At 49.0% G+C, this 20,899-nt stretch carries 12 protein-coding genes; 4 read left to right on the plus strand and 8 right to left on the minus strand.

All coding sequences use genetic code 11. From position 1 onward, the window contains the following. Window positions 1-56 precede the first annotated feature (56 nt). The gene (locus tag ABW391_RS20550) at window positions 57-2,189 is read right to left on the minus strand and encodes a xanthine dehydrogenase family protein molybdopterin-binding subunit (RefSeq protein ID WP_353483792.1); all 2,133 of its coding nucleotides are present in this window, start codon (window positions 2,187-2,189) and stop codon (window positions 57-59) included. After that, window positions 2,186-2,650, minus strand: a complete 465-nt coding sequence (locus tag ABW391_RS20555) for a (2Fe-2S)-binding protein (protein ID WP_353483793.1) — start codon at window positions 2,648-2,650, stop codon at window positions 2,186-2,188. Before ABW391_RS20555 ends, ABW391_RS20550 begins: the two co-directional genes overlap by 4 nt. A gap of 135 nt (window positions 2,651-2,785) precedes the next feature. On the opposite strand from ABW391_RS20555, the gene ABW391_RS20560 reads away from it, so the two are divergent. Beyond that, entirely contained in the window at window positions 2,786-3,547 is a 762-nt protein-coding gene (locus tag ABW391_RS20560) for a glycosyltransferase family 2 protein (RefSeq protein WP_353483794.1), read from the plus strand. 78 nt (window positions 3,548-3,625) lie between these two features. On the opposite strand, the gene ABW391_RS20565 is transcribed toward ABW391_RS20560, so the two are convergent. Continuing rightward, a complete protein-coding gene (locus ABW391_RS20565; RefSeq protein ID WP_353483795.1) occupies window positions 3,626-6,781 on the minus strand; it encodes a choice-of-anchor I domain-containing protein in 3,156 nt (1,051 codons plus the stop codon). A gap of 154 nt (window positions 6,782-6,935) precedes the next feature. On the opposite strand from ABW391_RS20565, the gene ABW391_RS20570 reads away from it, so the two are divergent. Continuing rightward, window positions 6,936-10,310 (plus strand): methylmalonyl-CoA mutase family protein, encoded by a 3,375-nt coding sequence (locus tag ABW391_RS20570; protein ID WP_353483796.1) that lies wholly within the window; start codon window positions 6,936-6,938, stop codon window positions 10,308-10,310. A gap of 320 nt (window positions 10,311-10,630) precedes the next feature. Here the strand turns inward: ABW391_RS20570 and ABW391_RS20575 are convergent, their stop codons facing one another. From ABW391_RS20575 to ABW391_RS20595, 5 genes are all read right to left on the minus strand, one after another. Continuing rightward, window positions 10,631-10,969: a type II toxin-antitoxin system PemK/MazF family toxin gene (locus ABW391_RS20575; protein ID WP_353483797.1), complete on the minus strand. Its 339-nt coding sequence runs from the start codon at window positions 10,967-10,969 to the stop codon at window positions 10,631-10,633. Further along, entirely contained in the window at window positions 10,966-11,193 is a 228-nt protein-coding gene (locus tag ABW391_RS20580; protein WP_353483798.1) for a hypothetical protein, read from the minus strand. The genes ABW391_RS20575 and ABW391_RS20580 overlap by 4 nt, the downstream gene beginning before the upstream one ends. Window positions 11,194-11,362: 169 nt before the next feature. Continuing rightward, window positions 11,363-11,581 carry a DUF8507 family protein gene (locus ABW391_RS20585; protein ID WP_353483799.1) on the minus strand — a complete coding sequence of 73 codons (219 nt, stop codon included), beginning with the start codon at window positions 11,579-11,581 and terminating at the stop codon, window positions 11,363-11,365. A 127-nt stretch (window positions 11,582-11,708) separates the two neighbouring features. Continuing rightward, window positions 11,709-12,929 carry a CotH kinase family protein gene (locus tag ABW391_RS20590; RefSeq protein WP_353483800.1) on the minus strand — a complete coding sequence of 407 codons (1,221 nt, stop codon included), beginning with the start codon at window positions 12,927-12,929 and terminating at the stop codon, window positions 11,709-11,711. Between the two features lie 13 nt (window positions 12,930-12,942). Further along, window positions 12,943-17,769: a two-component regulator propeller domain-containing protein gene (locus ABW391_RS20595; protein ID WP_353483801.1), complete on the minus strand. Its 4,827-nt coding sequence runs from the start codon at window positions 17,767-17,769 to the stop codon at window positions 12,943-12,945. Window positions 17,770-17,997: 228 nt separating this feature from the next. Between ABW391_RS20595 and ABW391_RS20600 the strand changes: the two genes are divergently transcribed. Further along, window positions 17,998-19,785: a leucine-rich repeat domain-containing protein gene (locus tag ABW391_RS20600; RefSeq protein ID WP_353483802.1), complete on the plus strand. Its 1,788-nt coding sequence runs from the start codon at window positions 17,998-18,000 to the stop codon at window positions 19,783-19,785. A 2-nt stretch (window positions 19,786-19,787) separates the two neighbouring features. Further along, window positions 19,788-20,864: a hypothetical protein gene (locus ABW391_RS20605; RefSeq protein WP_353483803.1), complete on the plus strand. Its 1,077-nt coding sequence runs from the start codon at window positions 19,788-19,790 to the stop codon at window positions 20,862-20,864. Window positions 20,865-20,899: the final 35 nt, after the last annotated feature.

Consider the following 20,899-nt stretch of genomic DNA (forward strand, 5'->3'; position numbering starts at 1 on the left):
CGCCGCTAATAGGCACCTCAACTTAACATTGCAGCGGCCACATAGGGCCGCCGCTACTAGGCGTTTTTGCCTCCGTTCAAACTGAATGGCTGTTTGCGCAAGCGAATTCCCGTTGCCCGGAAAATGGCATTGCCCAACGCTCCGGCAATCGGCGGCAAGGTCGGCTCGCCCAATCCGGTTGGATCCAATTCATTTTCAACGAAGTGCACTTCCACCGGTGGCGCATCGGCCATACGGATGATGCGGTAGGTATCAAAGTTGTTTTGTTCGGGCGCCCCGTCTTTGAAAGTCAACTGGCCGTACATGGCGTGGCCAAGTCCGTCTATCACCCCACCTTCAATCTGGTTTTTGGCGTGCGAGGGGTTGACTACTACGCCGCAATCCACGGCACAAACGACCCGCTTAATTTTGGGCTGTCCGGCTTCCAGGGTTACTTCGACCACTTGCGCTACGTAGGTGTTGAACGAAAAGTAAGCACTGAAACCCTGGAAAACGCCTGCTGGCGCTTTGCCCCAATTGGCTTTTTTGGCGGCTAACTCGATCACGCTTTTGAAGCGATCGATTTTGTAGCGCACATCGCCTACTGGAGATTTTTCGGCTTGATCCAACAAATCCAGGCGCATTTGCACGGGGTCTTTACCACTGGCGATGGCGATTTCGTCAAGGAAGCTTTGCTCCGCAAAACCCAGAAAGTTGTGCACCGGAGCCCGCCATGGCCCTGTGGTCACGTTGCTCTGGTAGTTGTGGCCTTCGGCGAGGTAGTTGGTCAATGCTCCAGCGGGAAAGTTGTGCTCCCGCAATGGGTTGCCCACATTCAATCCTGCACCACGGGCATGAAACCCAATAATGTTGCCTTGCGCATCGAGGGCGGCACGGTAAGTATAATGACAGGCCGGACGGTAAATGCCCCCGGTCATGTCGTCTTCCCGCGTCCAGATGATTTTTACGGGTGCTTTGGCCAATTTGGACACTTCGGCTACTTCGGCTACGAAATCGCTGTTCAAACGGCGACCAAAACCTCCCCCCATGCGGGTCATCATCACGCTAATTTTTTCTTCGGGCAATCCTGTAGCCTGAGCTGCTGCTTTGCGGGCAGGGGCAGGGTTTTGGGTTGGGCCGATCAACTCTGCGCTGTCTTCTTTGACGTGGGCAAAAAAGTTCATCGGTTCCATTGGTGCGTGGGGCAAAAAAGGACCTTCATAGGTCGCCTCGATCACCTTGCTCGCGCCTTCAAATTTGGCCAGGGCATCGCCGTCTTTGCGTTGTGGCTTTTCAACGGGCTTGCCCAGCAGTTCCTGCATTTTGGCATCGTGATCGGCGGTGCTTTCCAACTTAGTGTCTACTTCCCACTCGATGCTGAGGCGCTCGCGGGCTTTGAGTACTTCCCAGGTGGAATTGCCCAATACTGCTACTTTGTTGCCAAAGCGGATAACCTGCTTGATGCCAGACATGGATTTGGCGCGGGTATCATTGACCGATTTGATTTTCATGCCAAAAGCGGGCGGGCGGGCCACTACGCCGTAGAGCATGCCTTCGCGTTTGAAATCAAGGCCAAATTCCTGTTTTCCGGTAAAGACCTTTTTGTTGTCAACGGCCTTGAAAGACTTGCCGATGATCTTGAAATCTTTTACCGCTTTGAGTGGCACATCCTTGGGTACTTCCAGGGTAGCCGCCTCTGTAGCCAACTCGCCGTAAGTGGCTTTTTTGCCAGAAGCTTTGTGCAGTACGACCCCATTGTCAGTAGTACACTCTTCTGGTTTGACATTCCAGCGCTTGGCTGCAGCACTGATCAACATCAAGCGAGCGGTAGCACCAGCGGTACGCAAGGGTTTCCAGGAAGCCGGAATCGATCCACTGCCTCCAGCCACTTGGCGGGTATATTTGTTGGAGTCGAGGCCAGCTTGCTCCACTACTACCTTGTTCCAATCGCAATCCAGCTCTTCAGCTACCAGCATGGGCATGGCCGTTTTGATGTTTTGACCCACTTCGGGGTTGGGCGACATTAAAGTGATGGCTCCATCAGGGCTGATTTTTACGAAGGCATTGAACGTAACCGGTTCAAGGGGCAGGTTTTCATCGATGTCTGCTGCACTGGCCGTCCAGCTCAAGCCTACCATCATGCCACCACCTACGCTCGCGGTTACTTTGATGAAGGAGCGGCGATCGAATTGTATATTGGATGTCTTCATGATTTAACGAGTTTTGCGGCTACATGAATGGCTTCCTTAATGCGGTTGTAAGTACCACAGCGGCAGATGTTACCGGCCATGGCAGAATTGATGTCGGCATCAGAAGGCGCTGGATTTTTCTTGAGCAGGGCGGCGGCTGACATGATTTGTCCAGCCTGGCAATAGCCACATTGAGGTACATCGACCTCGTTCCAAGCTTGTTGTACCGGGTGATCGCCTATTTTGGACAAGCCCTCGATGGTGGTCACTGCCGCTTTGCCAACAGAGGAGATGGGGAGTGCACAGGAGCGCATTGCTTCGCCGCCAATGTGTACGGTACAAGCGCCGCATTGGCCAATGCCACAACCGTATTTGGAGCCAGTCAGCCCAAGGTGGTCGCGCAAAATCCAAAGCAAAGGCGTATCTGCTGCGGCCTCAACCTTATATTTTGTGCCATTGACTTTAAGTGTAAATTCTGCCATGAGTGTTTAGGAATTGGTTAGTCAATCGGATGAAAAGCACCACAAATTAAAAATTATAATGCACGAAATCAATTTATGTTGAGTTAAAAGATAAGTTCTACCTTTGAAAAGCTAAATTTTGAAGACCAACAACCTATGGTTTCGTTATCCGCAGTAATCATTACCTACAACGAAGAGAAAAACATCGAGCGTTGCCTCCTTTCCCTGCAAGGCGTAATTGATGAAATCGTGGTGGTAGACTCCTTTTCACAAGACCGCACTGAGGCCATTTGTGCGCAATACGGTGTGAAATTTATTCAACACGCTTTTGAAGGGCATATTCAGCAGAAAAACTGGGCCATCACTCAGGCCAGCTCGCCTTATGTCTTGTCCTTGGATGCCGATGAAGCCTTGTCGGATGAATTGCGTCAATCAATTTTGGCAGTCAAAAACGACTGGACTGCTCAAGGCTATGCGTTCAATCGTCTCAACAATTATTGCGGGCAATGGATACGGCACAGCGGCTGGTATCCCGATCGCAAATTGCGGCTATGGGATGCCCGCTTGGGTCAATGGGCAGGCGAAAACCCCCACGATCGGTACGAATTGCAAGCGGGAGTAAGTACTCAATTTTTGAAAGGAGATTTACTCCATTATACCAGCAGTTCGTTCAAGGAGCATTTTGATGTGCTTTACAAATACGCCGAGATAGGTGCCAAAGAAATGGTGCGCAAAGGCAAGCGCAGCTCCTGGCTTAATTTGGTATTCAACCCGGGGTTCAAATTTTTCAAAATGTACTTCCTGAAGCAGGGCTATCGCGATGGATTGTATGGATTGATCATTTGTTCGTCTACGGCCTGGTTTACTTTCTGGAAGTATGTGTTGGTGCGGCATTACCAAAACACCAAGAACCCATAAAACAAAAGTGCAGCACTGATTCAAAAATCAATGCTGCACTTCTATTCAGCTAAACTCTCTAGCTAAAAAATCCGTTCCTTAGAACTTCATCACTTTTTTAGCCACATTGTTTTTTACATCTCTTACAATGTAGGTTCCAGTTGGCAGGTTGGCCATCGGAATGCGGTTGGTGGCTTGAACGCTCAGCACCAAGCGACCAAAAGTATCAAACACCTGATAATTGGAACTGATGTTGGAATACAATTCCTGGCTTACCGGGTTGGGGTAAAACACGACGTTGACCTTTGAAAGTTTAGGCTCATCTACATCCACCAAACGATCATCGGTAGTGTAAATGGTGATGGTACCACTGATTTCGTTGGCAGTTACCACCAGGGCGATTCCAGCCGAAGGGCTTTGATCTGGCGCAATGAACAACACTTCTTCAGGACCAAGGTCTCCCGCCTGACGCGTATTGGCAGTAGCCGCAAAGTTGCGGTTGTTGAAATAGCCAACATAAACAGGTTTCAACGGATTATTCAGGTTGTAAACGGCAATACCACCGATGCGTTCCAGTCCGATCAAAGCATAACGTACGCCATTGAGGTTGGCAATGGTTACGGCTTCTGGCTCTGGGCCTTTGTCGTCACTGCGGGTATCAAATGAGTTGTTGTTGTCGTGGTTTGAGTTGAAATACTTGCTGAATAGAGGGTCCTTGCTCAGGTTCAATTCCAGGTCGTTGCCGCTGTCGAATACCTGGTTGCCCTGGTCATCGTAGATGGAGAAAGAACGACCACCAAAAGAATAAATTTGGTCAAAATCGCCATCGCCATCCAGATCACCATTGGCATTGGTAGAACGCAAACGCCCCATCAAGGCATTGGCTTTCAAACTGTCACCTTTAGGGAAAGCGGTAGGATCCAATTTCATAGAACCAATCCGGGTCTCTTCATTAAAACCAGTATAAGCACGGGCATCTCCTTCATTGGCAGTAATGTAGAAAATGCGGTTGTTGTGGCTGAATGTCTTGATGGCATCGGGCAGGAACATCCCCAGAACCGGGAAATTGCGCAGGTTTACGCCGTTGTCCTGATCGCTTGCATCCAGGGAGTTGTTGTTGCCAAAGCTGAAAACACCCAGTGAAATGGTATCGGTCAATCCTGCTCCGGCGAGGCCGAAATCGTTGTCGTTGATCACTGCAATATTGCCATTGGGCAGCACGGTAATGCCTTCTGGTTTGTCACCTGCCTGATAGCCAGCGCTTGGCAGGTTGAGGATTTTGCGCTTGGCAACCGGACGGATTTTTGCGGCAGCCAAATCGTCGGCTGTCATCATCTCCAGGGTTTTATCGGTAGCTCCGGCAGAAGTGGTTTTGGCAGCCAATTTGGCGTTGGTGGTATCGGCCATCAGGTTGGTGGCGCCGGTTAGGTCAACTTCAAATACGTATTTTTTGCCGGTAGGTTGCCCAGGTATGCTTGAATCGCGTTCCAGCATCATGAATTTGTTTTTTCCAAGAAAAACTGCGTCGCCAATTTTGTCTACCCGGCTGATTGCCAAGCCTGTTTCACGGTTGCGATCCAACAAGTAAACGTATTCGCTCACTGGCTTACCCGTGGCCGGATTGAGACCCAAGATGCGGATGATGTCTGACTTGTTGCGCACCACAGCAGAGCTAGGATTGTCAATTGGCGATTGAATAAAGGCATAAACGATGTTCTTTTCGGTGTCGTAAGCGATGGCTTCAAAACCACGGTTGGCCCAACGTTTGCCGTATACAGCGGGCAGGGTTTCTTCGCCGTAGAATCCTGGTTCTATCGGAACAATCCCCAATTCACTGGTTCCTTTGGGCACATAGCGATTGAGCATCAACCCACTCGGGTTGAATTTGTATACTGAAGGGCGGTTTTCGTCGCAAAGCCAGAAGTTGCCATCTTTGTCGCGGATAATTCCCTCAAAGTCGCCACCAAATGGATCGTAAGGCAGTTCGGTATAACGTACTTTGGTCAGGGTATCTACCCAGTCAGTGACTTTGTACTTCGTCATAGAATCCATGTACGTCACGGGTACTTCATCGTAGCCAGGTACATTGGTGCGGCCCGTAATGGGTATCTGCACTCCATCCTGCAAGCGACGCAACAACAGTTGAGTATCCAGTTTGACTTTACCACTGCGGCGATTGAAGCTGAATTTTACAATCCGGCCTTGGTAATCGGGCAATTTGAATGGGCGCAAATCCACATCAGAAAAAACATTGCCGGTGCCTCTTGCTCTGGTGGTTACGACTGGCTCATCATTGGGGCCACGGTCGGGCACGGTGTACAGTACATAAACCGAATCAGAGGATTGGGTTTTGTCCAAAAACAAGCCAGAAAAACCACTGAGTTTAATCTCTGGTTTGCCACCGCCATAAACTGGCTTGCCCAGGCTTGGCAGATTGATTTGTGCGTTGAGGTAGTACTGGTTCAGCACAGGAGTGCCACTGTTGTGGTCTTTGAAACCCATTGGGGCGATGTCCAATACCTTTGCGGTTGCGATATCGATAATGGCAACAGCATTGTTTTCTTGCAGGGTGACATAAGCGCGTTTGCTGTCTGGCGCCACACTGATGTATTCGGGTTCGATGTCTTTGGCAGTAGTTGCATTGAGCCCAAAAATGCGTACGCCACGGTTGCGCAAGTAGGCAGCTTTGGTATTGAAATCGGTAAAGGTCACATTTTGAACGGTACCACTGGCTACATCGATGATGCTCACTGAGCCTTCAGGGTCGGTGGTATAATCCGCGCTGGGTTCGCCTTCGTTGGCAGTGAGGATTTTTTTGCCATCAGGAGAAAAGACCACCATATCAGGCTGTGCGCCTACGGTGTATTCTTTTTGCAAGTCGCCGTTGGTGTTGAAAAGCAAAACTTTGCCATTGTCGGTACTGACTTTAGCTTGTACGGCCACCGCCACGATGCCATTAAAAACAGCAACACTGTTGACAATGCCGCCATAGGCATTTAATGCGATGGTGTCCACACTCTTGGGAGAAAGTGGATTGCTAATGTCCAATACGCCGATGGTATTGGCCAAAGCATTGGAGAAAAATAATCTTTTGCTGCCTGGGTCATAAGCTACAATTTCAGCAGAGCCCTGGTTGAAGACATCCGTGTAGTGCGTAGCTACTGGCTTGAGGGTGAATGGTTTTTGGGCATTCAAGCCAGTGAAAGTGATTGCCATAACGGTAACAGTCAAAGCAATTTGTAAAAATTTATTCATTGTATAGTGTTTGGAGATTAAATGAAAACATGCGCAAAAGTATAAAATACATGTTAAGTAAATATTAATTCCATGTATTGTCTCGAATTCAAGTTTCCCTGTGCCTTTGCGTGCTTTTGCCTAATTTTACCCCACACGATCAGATCGCCAAATTATGGAAGCCATCACCGCATATCAGCCCAAGTATAAAATCCGCCTCGTCACCGCTGCCTCTCTCTTTGACGGCCACGATGCAGCAATCAACATCATGCGCCGTATTCTGCAAAGTTCGGGTGCTGAAATCATCCACCTGGGGCACAACCGCTCGGTGCGCGAGATTGTGGATGCAGCCATCCAGGAAGATGTGCAAGGCATTGCGATCACTTCTTATCAGGGCGGGCATCTGGAGTTTTTCAAATACATGCACGACCTGCTCAAAGAACAGGGTGCGGTGCACATCAAGATCTTTGGCGGCGGTGGCGGCACCATTCTGCCCCACGAAGTAGCCGAATTGCAGGCCTATGGCATCGAGCGCATTTACTCGCCCGACGATGGCCGGCAAATGGGACTGCAAGGCATGATCAATGACTTGTTGGAAAAATGTGATTTCCCGGTAGGTCAGCACCTCAATGGGGAGCTAAAAACCTTTCAGCTCCGCGAAGCCCGCAGCATTGGTCGAATGATTTCGGCCATCGAAAACTACCCCGAGGCCAATCGGGATTGGTTGGCGCAAATCCGCCAGGAAGTCGCGCACAAAGTCATCCCGGTGCTGGGCATCACTGGTACGGGCGGCGCAGGCAAAAGCAGTTTGGTAGACGAACTGTTGCGGCGTTTCTTACTCGATTTTTCGGATAAAAACATAGCCATTGTATCCGTCGACCCCTCCAAACGCAAAACGGGCGGGGCATTGCTCGGCGACCGCATTCGGATGAACGCCGCCAGCAACCCTCGGGTATATATGCGTTCGCTCGCCACCCGGCAATCCAATCTGGCGCTATCCCGCTATGTGTCGGACGCAGTGAATATCCTCAAGGCTGCTGGCTACGATTTGATCATTCTGGAAACCTCTGGCATCGGGCAGTCGGATACCGAAATTGTAGACCATTCTGATGTGTCACTCTACGTGATGACCCCTGAATACGGGGCGGCAACGCAGCTGGAAAAAATCGACATGATCGATTACGCGGATGTCATTGCGATCAACAAATTTGACAAGCGCGGCGCACTGGATGCCCTGCGCGACGTCAAAAAACAGTACCAGCGGGCGCATCAGCTTTGGCAAACCGAGCTGGAAGAGATACCCGTGTTTGGCACCATCGCCGCCCAATTCAACGATCCGGGCATGAATAGGTTGTACCGCAAAGTCATGCAGGTTTTGGTGGAAAAAACCGGCGCAAACCTGCCTTCCAACCTAGCGACCAGCACTGAAATAAGCGAAAAAGTATACATCATTCCACCTCAGCGGGTGCGGTATTTGTCGGAAATTGCCGAGAGCAACCGGGGCTACGATCGCTGGGTAGAACGGCAGGTGGAGATTGCACGACAGCTTTTTGGCCTGCACACTTCCCTCAACTATCTGCGCACCCAAGGTTCCAACCCAGAGCTAATTGCCGGAATAGAGGCACATTACCAGAAGCTGGAGCTGCACATTGAACCCGCTTGCAAAAAAATCCTCAGCGACTGGCCAGCCCTCAAAACCGCTTACGCTGCTGATGAATATGTATATGCAGTACGCGGCAAAGAAATTCGTGTACCTACCTTTACGACTACCCTATCGCATACCCGCATCCCCAGGGTAGCGCTGCCCAAGTACCAGGACTGGGGCGAGATTTTGAGATGGGTACTGCGCGAAAATGTACCCGGCGAGTTTCCCTACACGGCTGGCGTATTCCCTTTCAAGCGCAAGGAAGAAGATCCCACCCGGATGTTTGCGGGCGAAGGTGGCCCGGAGCGCACCAACCACCGCTTCCACTATGTTTCGGTTGATATGCCCGCCAATCGCCTCTCGACGGCGTTTGATTCAGTGACCTTGTATGGCGAAGACCCCGATTACCGACCCGATATTTATGGCAAAATTGGCAACTCGGGCGTAAGCATCTGCTGCCTCGACGATGCCAAAAAGCTCTACTCGGGCTTTGATCTCTGCGACCCGCGTACGTCAGTATCCATGACCATAAATGGGCCGGCGGCTACCATCACCGCATTTTTTATGAACGCGGCCATCGATCAGCAATGCGAAAATTACATTCGCGCCAATGGCCTGGAGCATTTGGTGGAAGCCAAATTTGTAGAACTGTACGATCAGCGCGGCATGCGTCGGCCAACTTATCAGGGGGAGATTCCGCACGGCAATGATGGCCTGGGGTTGCTGTTGTTGGGGCTTACTGGCGATCAGGTCTTGCCCCTGGAGTTATACGCCAGTTTGAAAACCAAAGCACTCAATGCGGTGCGCGGCACGGTACAGGCCGATATTCTCAAGGAAGATCAGGCGCAAAATACTTGTATTTTTTCCACTGAATTTGCCCTCAAACTGATGGGCGATGTGCAGGAATATTTTGTGCAAAACCAGGTGCGCAATTTTTACTCGGTATCCATTTCCGGTTACCACATCGCCGAAGCGGGGGCAAATCCGATTTCCCAATTGGCATTCACGCTTTCCAATGGCTTTACGTTTGTGGAGTACTACCTCTCGCGGGGCATGCACATCGACGATTTTGCGCCCAATTTGTCTTTCTTTTTTTCCAACGGTGTCGATCCTGAATATGCCGTGATCGGGCGGGTGGCGCGCCGCATTTGGGCCAAGGCCATGAAGGAAAAATACGGTGCCAACGAGCGCTCGCAAATGCTCAAATACCACATCCAAACCAGTGGCCGCTCCCTGCACGCGCAGGAGATCGATTTCAACGACATTCGCACCACCTTGCAGGCCTTGTACGCCATTTACGACAATTGCAACTCATTGCATACGAACGCTTACGACGAGGCCATCACCACGCCTACCGAAGAAAGTGTGCGCCGCGCCATGGCCATCCAACTGATCATCAACAAGGAATTGGGCCTGGCCAAAAACGAAAATCCACTGCAAGGGGCCTTCATCATCGAAGAACTGACCGACCTGGTAGAAGAAGCGGTGCTGACCGAATTTGACCGCATCACCGAACGGGGTGGGGTGCTGGGTGCGATGGAAACGATGTACCAGCGCGGCAAAATTCAGGAGGAAAGTTTGTACTACGAAACGCTCAAGCACAATGGCGAGTACCCGATCATTGGGGTGAATACGTTTTTGGGCAAAGGTGGTTCGCTGACCATCGTGCCCGGCGAAGTCATCCGGGCTACACCTGAAGAAAAAGAAGCGCAGATCCAGACGCTGCAAAACTTGCACCAAGCTCAGTCAGAATGGGGGACTGCAGCCCTGCAACGCTTGCAACAGGTGGCCATCCGCAATGAAAATATCTTTGCTGCTTTGATGGAAACGGTGAAATATTGTTCCCTCGGGCAGATTACGAATGCGCTGTATGCGGTGGGCGGGCAGTATCGGAGGAATATGTGAGGGATATGTTGATCTAGCTGCATAAGCTTATCTTTGTGTATACTCTTATAAGGATGTCCACTTTTTCAAACAACTCAGCTAACCAGGCAGGATAGATGAGGGCCGTATAATGATCTGGATTTCAATGAAAAAGAAAGGGGTGTGAAAAAACTTGGAAAAATCTAAGGACGTTTGTGCTTAAAACTTGAGTTAATTTGTTGTTTGATGGTCTGATTCGGTGGAAAGGTAGGGGATTTTGGGGAAAGTTGTATTGTTGGGTGGGTCAAAAATGCCGGATTGTAGAGACGCACGGCCGTGCGTCTTATATGCTGGGGATGAGGTTATGCAGTTCGAATATAATCACTTAAAACTTGTAATAACTCCCTTAAAAGCTCATCTGGAATTTCGCCGATGCTACCAACGATTTGGCTACTTGGAACAACTGCTAGAAATCCTAATCGTATTAATGAGGTGCGTTGTAAACCAGTTTGCGGAAAGAAAGCCTCATCGCTTTCAAGTATCCGGTCGAAGCCATCCACTTTTTGCTGCAATTGTGAAGAAATGCCACAGAGCAGCCAATCGTTAAAAGGCGGCATTTGTTTCAATAACAATGCTGGTCTTCGTTTGATGGCTCCATCGGACTGAGGCAATGGAATTAAAACGATATCTCCACTTTTCATGCCTTGTACTCTACATTTGGTTCTTTTACCACATAAGTATCATAATCTGGCTCATCATCACTGTACGCGTGCGCCAAATTATTCAATGCAACCGCGTTCCAGAAAAGGGTTTCTTCTGTATCCTGGATGTCTAACAGTTTTTGAATGCTGCGAATAATCCACTCCTCGTCGGTTTCCTGTAGTTTCTGGATGATTCTGGCTTTGGTGGCTTGTAAGTTGACCATTTGAAAACTTGATTTGACTATGCTAAAAATATAAAGCTACGATTTTTTTTAATGGGGAGCAAGTGAGGCAATGTACCCGCTAGTTCAGATCTTCCCCTTCTATGATGGTGGGTTGACCCAATTTAACCCAGATTCACCACCAAAGACTTTATGCGCACAATTGTGCTGATCACATATTCGATTGATTATGAGTAGAAAAAATCTTTTCATAATCTTCCTTGCTGATGTTTTTCTCCTTAATCACCCGATCCAATTCGTTCTGCAAGGCATTGTTATAATAGTCCAGAAGGATATTTTGAATGGCTGCCAGGTCTTGAGCAGAACCTGGTCTGCTAAAGAGGCGCAAAAGCATCAATTGGATGTCGTTGAGGGGGCCTTGGTCAGGCATGGTTCGTTCTTTTTTGTATGTTCAATCATTCGGCTGATGCAGAAATGACTTTCAAGCTTTTTAAACGATAATTTTAGAGCAAAAAAACAGCAGCGGAGTGTATCGCCAACTCCTCGTATATCCCCCCCTACTTCTTCCCTCCCGCCAACTCCAACAATTTCGCGCGGCGCTTCATCAAAAACTGGAAAGATTCATTCATTTGTTTTTCCAGGCGAGGGAGGTCGGTTTTGAGCTGACGGTCGTAGGCACTCATTTCCAGAATGGGTTGGCGTTTGAAGTAAGGATACAGTTCGGCGTAGATTTCGGCGTACATTTTGCGCATTTGCGCTTCCGGAAAAAGCTGAAGCAAGGCCTTCATTTTCTCCAGGTAAAAAGCGTACAACTGAGGGTTGTTGGCGATGGCGCGATCAAGGCCCACTTCGGAAGAGAAGAGCAGTTTTTCACCAAGTGCGGCATTGCGGCGGGGCCAATCCTCGTGGGGCATGGTAGAAAAAACATCGTCAAAATCCCAGGGGATGATGCCAAAACGGACTTTCTCCTGGTTGGGCTGTACATAAAACAACAGCTCATCGGTATAATCCCCGTTTTGAAACCAGGTATTCAGCGCCAGCCAGGTACAATACGCATCGAGATCAAGGCGGGTCTTGAAAAAATCAAACTGGGCGCTACCTTCCAGGTTTTCAGCCGAACGAACCAGTTCCTGGTACGCTTCGTCGTAACTGCGTTTGGCTTCTGGCGCCTGCCCTTTGGCCAATTTGTAGTCAGCCACCACGAAATCCACCGCGGAGCGGCGCAGTACATATGGCGCATGCAAGTCATCAATGGCATAGTCCTCTGGCCGTTGGATCAAGCTGTACAATCCCTCAGACTGGCCGTTGATTTTGAGTTCGGTAAACGAGCGGTACAAGTTGCTGATGCCCGCCTGCTGCAAACATGCAAAAGCCAATCGATTGCCGTAATAGCCCCGATCCATGGTGAGGCTCAGCAAAAGGAAATGATCCATCGCTTTGGTGCCTTGCTGGGTATGGAATTCAAAAGCAGAATCCAATTCCACACGGTAACTTTTGCGGCGGAATTTGAGGGAAGTTTTGCCCCGCAGCTTCATGTTTACTGCCGACATTGGGGCATTGTTGAAGCTCATTTTTTTGGGGATTGCTTCCAGTTTCAGCCCACGCGAAGTCCGAAACGCCTGCAAATCTTTGGCATTGACACTGGCCTCCACCTGGTAATAGGTTTCCTGATCGGGAGGAAGGAGTCTCAAACTCGCCGGGGTGGTAATTTGTGCAGCAAGTTGAGTGCAGAACAAGAAAGCGGTTCCGCTCAATAGGGTTTGAATTAGGTGTTTCATCCAGTATGCTTGTTTATTTGAAATCCATTTTTTCTACGCCCGTCCAGTCTTCAGGTGCGCCAGTTTGTGCCAGATTTTGGGCTTTGGCCAGGATAATTTTGGCCGCCACATCGCGGGGATTGCGGCGCAGTACCTTTTCTTTGAACATTTCTGCGGCAGCGGCAAATTCTTTGGCAAAAAACAGGTCTATCCCTTTGGAAAAATCTTCCAGGGTAGCTTGTTTGTACCAAAGCATTTCGGGTTCGTCACCGTCGATGCATTCGTAAATGCCCAATTCATGCTGTTTTCCTTTGACCAAAACCTTGCCCAAAAAACGCAGGTTAAATGGGCTTTTATCGGCTATTCCCTCCAGCGAATCTTCACTAATCAGGATATTTGCACCATAAAACTTGGTCAGACTCTCGATGCGCGAAGCCGTATTGACCGTATCCGAAATGGTAGCGGCATCCATGCGCTTTTCATCGCCGATGATGCCCATGATCAGCGGTCCGGTGTGCATGCCCATTCCAGTGCGGATTTGCGAACGCCCCTTGGTCAATCGGGTCAGGTTGTAGGCCCGAATGTTCTTTTGCATCAAAATACAAGCCTTGAGCGCATCTTCGGGTTTTTGATTAAAAATCGCCATGATGCCGTCGCCCAGGTATTGATTGATGAAGCCGTGATTGGCTTGCACAATCGGACCCAGGCGTCCGTGAAAGGCGTTGACAAAACGGAAGTTTTCCTCTGGGGTCATTTTTTCAGAAAGCCCTGTAAAATCCCGGATGTCGGAAAACAGCACCGTTACTTCTTTCTCGATGTGGTCGCCCAATTGCACCTCAGTGATGCTCTCCCGTCCCAGTGAACGGATGAATTCAACAGGAACAAAGCGCCCGGTAGCCGTATGAATGTGGTGCAGGTTCAGGTGGGTTTTGACCCGCGCCAGGAATTCGTCTTTGGTAAAGGGTTTGGTGATGTAATCGTTGGCACCGGTGTTGAGTCCATGCACCAGATCTTGTACCTGGTTTTTGGCGGTAATCATGATCACGGGCAACTCCGAAGGCAAAAAACGTTTGCGGATTTGCTCGCATACTTCATAGCCACTCATGCGGGGCATCATCACATCCAGTAGCACTAGGTCAAACTGCTTGCCGTTTTCCAGGGCTTTGAGGGCATCTTCACCATTGAGTGCCGAGGTGATGTCGTATTTCAGCGCACTCAGGTGGCTTTTGAGCACCTGCTGGTTGATCGGTTCATCGTCGACTACCAATATGTGCACCGTGGAATCTTGCGAATCGATTACCAACGCCGATGATCCATTCTTGAGCACAGGTACTCCTTTGACCATTTCGGTTTCTTTTTTGCCAATCAATGTCGATACGGTATCTTCCTGGGCTTTTTGTACTTCGTCCAACAAGCTGCGCAAGGTGCTTTTGCCTTCATTGCTTTGGGGGTATTCCACTTTTTGCACTGGAAGCTCGCCTTCATTGACAGCTTTGGGCAGGCTGAAGAAAAACTTAGAACCTTGCCCTACTGCTGATTCCAACCAGATTGTGCCGCCGTGAAGTTCCACCAATCTTTTGGAAATTGTCAATCCGAGGCCGGTACCCGAAAAAGCGCGGGTGGTAGAAGCGTCGCCCTGGGTGAATTCCTGAAAAATAGCATCTCGCTTCTCCGCAGGAATGCCAGATCCAGTATCTTCTACACACACCACCAGGAGCTTGTCCTGTTCGGTGGCATCGATTTTGATGTAGCCTTTTTCGGTAAATTTGACCGCGTTGCCCAGCAAGTTGTACAGGATTTGCTGCAAGCGGTTTTCGTCAGCGGCCGCGGCTGATAAGTCTATGGAAACGCTGTTGAGCAGCTCGATTGGTTTTCCGGCTACGAGTGGCGAGATGTTTTTGAGTACCACATCGGCCATGCTGTGCAAGCTGATGGGGCGCAAGTCAAGTTCAATATCGGCATTTTTGAGTTTGGAAAAATCCAGAATATCGTTGACCAGGCTATTCAATCTTTTTCCTGAAGAGACCACCATTAGGAGATTCGCTTTCCGTTCAGGGTCGTTTTCGTCTTCGAGTAGAGCCTCGGAAAGGCCGATGATGCCTTGCAGGGGCGTGCGCAATTCGTGGGAGGTGTTGGCCAAAAACTGGTCTTTGAGTTTGTCTACTTGCTGCAAACGCTCGTTCATGCGGCGCTCGCTTTCCAATTGTTCCCGTTCTTGTTGCAGCTCTCGTTCCCTTTGCTCCAGGGTTTGTTTTTGCACGTTCATCCTCCAACGGTACAAAAGCCAGGTGGCAACTGCCAAAATAATTGCAAACACCCCCATCGCCCAACCCGTGCGCCACCAGGGCGGCGTGATGATTACGGGAATGGTGGCTGGCTTGGTATTCCAAATGCCCTGTGAATTCGAAGCACGGATTTTGAAGGTATATTTTCCAGAGGGAACATTGACGTATTGCGCGGCTTGCTCGCCTTTTACTTCACGCCAATCGGGGTCATAGTTTTCCAGCATGTACTGTATCCGATTGTGGAGCGGATCATCGTAATGAAAAGCTGAAAACCCAATGCTGAACACGCTAGATCGGTAATTGAGTTTCAGGCGATTCATTTGACCCAGTGGTTGAGGTAAAATACCCTCCGTACCCGGCACGATGATTTTGCCGCCTACGCTCAAATCGGTAAACGCAAGCTCCGGTGGGAAGCCATTTTTACGCATTTGAACGGGGTCAAAAATGAAAAAGCCATTGTTGGTACCCAGCCCCAATCGGCCATTTTCAAGCGCAGTAAAGCCATAGAGGGTACTGGCCGCCAAGCCATTGTTGCGGCTAAAGAAAGAAAAAGCCCGCAGACGGGGATTGTACTCGATCAATTCGCTGGAGGTAGCCATCCAGATGTAGCCCTCTTTGTCTTCCAGCAAATGATTGACCCGGCCTAAAGTTGAACTGGAGGTTCCTACGGGACTAACTTCTTCAAATTCTGAGGTTTTTGGGTCAAATTTAAAAATACCCGCTTCGCGAATGGCTAGCCAAAATATACCTTGTCGATCCAACAGGAGGTCGCTCAGCATATGGCGGGGCAGATTTTCGGGCCAAAAAGAAGTGACCTTTTGGGTAAGGGGATCAAAGCGGAAGAATGCACCGCCCTCGTTGATTTGCAGGGCCCGTTGGGTAAAATTGAATCCAGCGGCCAGCCAGATTTTTCCGGATCTGTCTTCAATGGGGTTGGTGGTGACAATTCCGCGACTCAGCTTGAGGGTATCAAAACGCGCCAACATGCGTTGTACGGATTTGGACAAAGGGTAGGTGGGCAAATCGAAGAATGCCAAAGAATCGTTTTTGGGGAAATACTGCGCCAGGCCTTGAAAAGCCGTGGTAATCCAAATAGATCCGTTTTTGGTTTGCAGCATATCGCTGGGTAAGCGGATTTTGGTTTTGGCCTGAGGGGCCAATTCTCTGCGATTGGAGCCATCCGCTGCATATTTCAGGAGGGCATTTTTTGCCAACACCCATACGTCTCCTGAGCGGTCTTTGTACAATGATTGGACATCCATTTTGCGCAAGCGGAAAGCTTCGGTGCCAGATGGCCAGTTTTGGTGTTTTTTCGCATTGAGTTGATAAGCATGAAGGCCCTCGCCTGAAATACTCAGAATTTGCCCGGGTTGATTTTCGAGCAACTGAAAAACATAATTGATCTTGGCGTCCGGTATCGAACTCAGCGTGTAGCCTTGCAGTTTTTCAGTATTGGCGCGAATTTTATACACCATTTTACCCATGCCTCCGGTGGAGACGAAGATGGTTCCGTCGCGGGTTTCACAAATGCGAAAACTGAATTTATTGGGGAGTTTTTGATTGCCATCCTGAGTTTGCTGAAAGGCAAAAATCTTGCCAGTTGCCGGGTCGTAGACATTCAATCCACCGCCAAAAGAGCCAATCCAGAGTTTTTTGTGTTGGTCTTCGTGGATAAAAGAGACTTGCGCAAACACTCTATCTTCAGCATCTCCTGCTTTTTTTCCTACCCAATTCATGGGATCGATGGTACGTTTGGTAAACTGCTTCGAATTGCGATCGAAGGAGAACAAACCATTGCCTGTAGTACCTAGCCACAGCGTCCCTTTGGAGTCTTCGGCAAGCGCCCAAATGCTGTTTTTGCTGCTGAATTCTGCATCAATAGAAAAACGGTTAAAAGTGCCGTTGCCTGGATTGTAGCGATTGAGTCCCGCTCGGTAAGCATCGGGATTGGACTCGTTGGGATTGCCGGTGCCGACCCATAGGATGCCATTGTGGTCAATCAACAGGGATTTTATGCTGTTGGAATTGAGGCTTTTGGGATCTTTAGGATCGTGTCGGTAGCGGGTAAAACGCCGGGTAAAAGGATCCAGTTTGTTGAGGCCATCTTCGGTGCCCACCCAAATGTTGCCTACATTGTCTTCCACCATGCAAGTAACCTGGTTGTTGCTGAGGCTGGTGGTGCGGTTGGACTCGTATACAAAGTGGGTGAAGGTTTCGGTTTTGCGGTCAAAGAGGTTCAAGCCAGTTTCGTAGGAACCCACCCAAAGATTGTTGTTTTTGTCTATCAAACACCATTCGATGTAGGAACTGGAAAGCGATTTTGGGTTTTGAGGGTCGTGGTGCCAGCTTTTGAATTGGAAGCCATCAAAGCGGTGCAAGCCATCCTGCGAAGAAAACCAGAGGTAGCCCTCCTTGTCTTGCACCATATTGTTGACGCTATTGCCCGCAATATCTCCCGGAAGTTCAACTGCGTCAACCCGGTAAGTCGGCAGCGTTTGACCATGTACATCCACTACACCGCTACTCAGCAGGCTGAATAGGAAGCAATACAAAGCAATACAATAACCTTTCTGCATATTCCTGGCTTAAAAACTCACGCTAAGTATGACGCAAAAAATTACTTCCCGGTTTTTTGAGCCGGTTTTGAATAGGAAGCTCACTTGAAATGAAGCGTTCGGCTTCCTATTCAAAACCCAAAATCGGGAAGCTAATTTTTCTGCGTTGCTAACAAAACAAATATACCCATTTTAGGGGTGATAAAAAATAAGTGTTATTTTTGACCCGTACCCAAAGTAAACCATTCCATGCGTTGTTACTCTCTGGCTGCTGCTCGCCAAAACCGCTTACAGGTAAGCGTATTGGTGCTGGAAGGTTTGGGTCTGGAGCAGATTCCGCCCGAAGTGTGGGAAATGCCCCTGCTGGAAACGCTGGTTTTGAACAAGAATGCACTGCGGGTTTTGCCTTTAAAACTGCGGGAATTGACCGCGCTAAAAAATTTGCAGCTCGCTTCCAATCAACTCAAAGAAATTCCTGCACTGCCGCCCAATTTAATCCAGCTGGATCTACAAAAAAACCAACTGACTCAATTTCCGGAATCCGTAGCTGCATTGAAGCAACTGCAAAGGCTGAATTTAAGTTCAAACCACATGCGCAGTTTTTCCTATCGAATGCTACCTCTGCTCAAAGAGCTTTCGCTGGACAATAATCAGCTTATTTCTTTTTCCTTGCAAGCCGCATCTTTGCCAAAAATAGAAAAAATTCATTTGGCTAAAAATCGGCTTTCGAGCATGGAGTTGCAAGGTGAGTTTCCTCATTTGGATGCGCTGCACCTATCCAACAACAAACTCAATCAGCTCCCGGATCAATTGGTTGGGCTACCTTTTTTGCGGGTGCTTCAATTGAGCAAAAACCAACTTACTGGATTGCCCGCTAGTTTGACAACCTGTGTTTGGTTAAAAGAACTGGACCTGTCCTTCAATGCATTTCGGGAATTGCCAAGCTGTGTTTCCAGTCACGAACGCTTGGAAGAACTCGATCTTGCCGGAAATAAGCTGGCCAGTTTGCCCAATCTACCCCAAAATTTGCGCAAACTCAACCTTGCTCGCAACCAACTAACAGCGATTCCAAAGACCCTTTTGCTCACGCACAAGTTGCGCAGTCTGAATTTGGCCCACAATCCCTTGGTAAAAGCAAGTGGCCTGGCAAAATGTTCGAGCCTGGATCAACTAACGCTAACGGGAATTCGAACCGAAGATCTGCCAGCCGAACTATTGAAACTCCCCAAGCCTTCGATTTTAAGTGGATTGCCGAGCAGTCCGCCCTGGAAAGAATTGCTGCCTTTTGCCCGGGCTTGTACCCGCAAAAACCTGCCTACAGCGCAGCGACAGTTGCTGTGGGAAGTTTTTCAGGACAAAACACCCCTGTCTCATTTGTCTCTGGATTTGCTATTAAAAGGGATCGCAATGGGCATCCCAGCTTTTCAAGCGCGGTTGTGTGGCCATTTGCTTCAGCAACGCGCTACAGGTTTTAATTTAAAAACCATCAAGGAAGGTACAAGACTGGGCATCTTGGGGCGGAGTACTTTGCCAAAACAGGAATTGGAGTGGCGTTTGTCGCAAAAAAAAATGCAACTGGCCCCTCTGGATCAAGCCCAGATTTGGGTTTTGGCGCGGCCACCTTTTCCAGAAAAACTGCCCTCAAGCGATGGCATCTCCTGGCTGGACGAAACCGAGCTGGAGCAACTGATTAGCCCTGAAGCTCCCATTTTTGATGCCCTGGATCAAGAGCACCTGTTGCAATTGCTGCTGCACGAAGATCCCATTAATGTACGTCTGGCCGCACAATTGTTGAGTCACAATGGTGTAGCCCCTCAAATGTTGCCCTACCTTTACCTGGCCTGGCGCTGGATCAAAGAAGCCAAATTGCGCCGAGAATTGCGAGACTTACTGGAGCGCAATTGGCCACCTGAGCACAAACATTTGCTGCGTTCCCGTGTTTCCATTCCGCGTGACATCCCTTGGGAACAGGCAGAACAACGCCTGAAAGTGGTTTTGGGCAGCAACTTCGATAATGCCTTAAATTTTGAAAAATAGCCATGGAAAAGCCCATCAGCATAAACGTCACGAAAAGCGACAAAAGTCCTCAAGCCAAGCGCTACAAGCAGTTCAATGCTTTGTTGGACGAGATCAACAAGCTTAAATTGGAATTGGAGGTATTGCAAGAGCAGATGAGCTCTGGTCAGGTATTTTTCAATGCAAAGATCAAGCCACTGCAAGACAAACGACTTGCATTACTTGCGGAAGATGTCCGAGCTTTACACAGCCTTTATCCCCACAAAGTTTTTAATAACCGCGATCGCGAAAAGATTGCCTTCCTGATTGTGTCTCATTGCGAAAATCTCTTCCGCGCGCAGTACGACTTTGAGGGCTTGACTCAAATTTACAACCAATACGCCGAATATACCCTCGAAGAACAGGAAGCACAAAGGCGCCAGGCCAAAATGGATTTGGCGGAGGAGCTGCAAGACAATTTTGGACTTGACCTGGAATTTGAGGAAGATGATGACATTGAGCAAATCATCGAAAAGGCCCAAGCCGATGCCGAGCGCAAGTGGCAAGCCGAGAGAGAAACCAAACAACCCAAAACCGAGAAACAACAAGTAAAGGAAGAACGCGAACGCAGAAGACAAAGAGACATTCATAAGGTTCGAAAGAACATTTACAACGAACTGGTCAAACTACTGCACCCTGACCTGGAAATGGATGAGGCCAAGAAGGTTGAAAAAACTGAACGCATCAAAAGCGTCAACGAAGCGTATGAGCGCAAAGACCTGTTTGCGCTGCTCAACCTGCAAGCCGAATACCTCAACAAGCAAGGCGATGATTTAACTTTGATGCCGGATAAGGAATTTAAAAACTACCTGCAAGTACTCAAAACGCAGGAACAAGAATTGTTGCACCAACTGAATTCGGTTGGCATCCACCAAGGTTTTGATGCTTACATCCGCCAACATTTGTGCCACCCCAACCCAATTACCCTGAAAATGCTCCGCAAAAAAGCAGTACTTGAGGAAAAAGAAGCACTGAAAGCTTATCAGCACAACCTCGACTTAAGCAAAAATGCGACCACGCTTAAAGAGGCGTTGCAGTATTTTGAAGTAGAGGAGGATTAGGCGTTTGTTTTTTGGGGATTTAAATGGAGGATGGA

Origin of the sequence: Haliscomenobacter sp. (genome assembly GCF_040403615.1) — a bacterium.
GTDB lineage: Bacteria > Bacteroidota > Bacteroidia > Chitinophagales > Saprospiraceae > Haliscomenobacter.

Excerpts from the sequence above, each read along its gene's own strand:
- ABW391_RS20550 (WP_353483792.1), bottom strand. The coding sequence starts at position 2,189 with ATGAAGACATCCAATATACAATTCGATCGCCGCTCCTTCATCAAAGTA.
- ABW391_RS20555 (WP_353483793.1), bottom strand. The coding sequence starts at position 2,650 with ATGGCAGAATTTACACTTAAAGTCAATGGCACAAAATATAAGGTTGAG.
- ABW391_RS20560 (WP_353483794.1), top strand. The coding sequence starts at position 2,786 with ATGGTTTCGTTATCCGCAGTAATCATTACCTACAACGAAGAGAAAAAC.
- ABW391_RS20565 (WP_353483795.1), bottom strand. The coding sequence starts at position 6,781 with ATGAATAAATTTTTACAAATTGCTTTGACTGTTACCGTTATGGCAATC.
- ABW391_RS20570 (WP_353483796.1), top strand. The coding sequence starts at position 6,936 with ATGGAAGCCATCACCGCATATCAGCCCAAGTATAAAATCCGCCTCGTC.
- ABW391_RS20575 (WP_353483797.1), bottom strand. The coding sequence starts at position 10,969 with ATGAAAAGTGGAGATATCGTTTTAATTCCATTGCCTCAGTCCGATGGA.
- ABW391_RS20580 (WP_353483798.1), bottom strand. The coding sequence starts at position 11,193 with ATGGTCAACTTACAAGCCACCAAAGCCAGAATCATCCAGAAACTACAG.
- ABW391_RS20585 (WP_353483799.1), bottom strand. The coding sequence starts at position 11,581 with ATGCCTGACCAAGGCCCCCTCAACGACATCCAATTGATGCTTTTGCGC.
- ABW391_RS20590 (WP_353483800.1), bottom strand. The coding sequence starts at position 12,929 with ATGAAACACCTAATTCAAACCCTATTGAGCGGAACCGCTTTCTTGTTC.
- ABW391_RS20595 (WP_353483801.1), bottom strand. The coding sequence starts at position 17,769 with ATGCAGAAAGGTTATTGTATTGCTTTGTATTGCTTCCTATTCAGCCTG.
- ABW391_RS20600 (WP_353483802.1), top strand. The coding sequence starts at position 17,998 with ATGCGTTGTTACTCTCTGGCTGCTGCTCGCCAAAACCGCTTACAGGTA.
- ABW391_RS20605 (WP_353483803.1), top strand. The coding sequence starts at position 19,788 with ATGGAAAAGCCCATCAGCATAAACGTCACGAAAAGCGACAAAAGTCCT.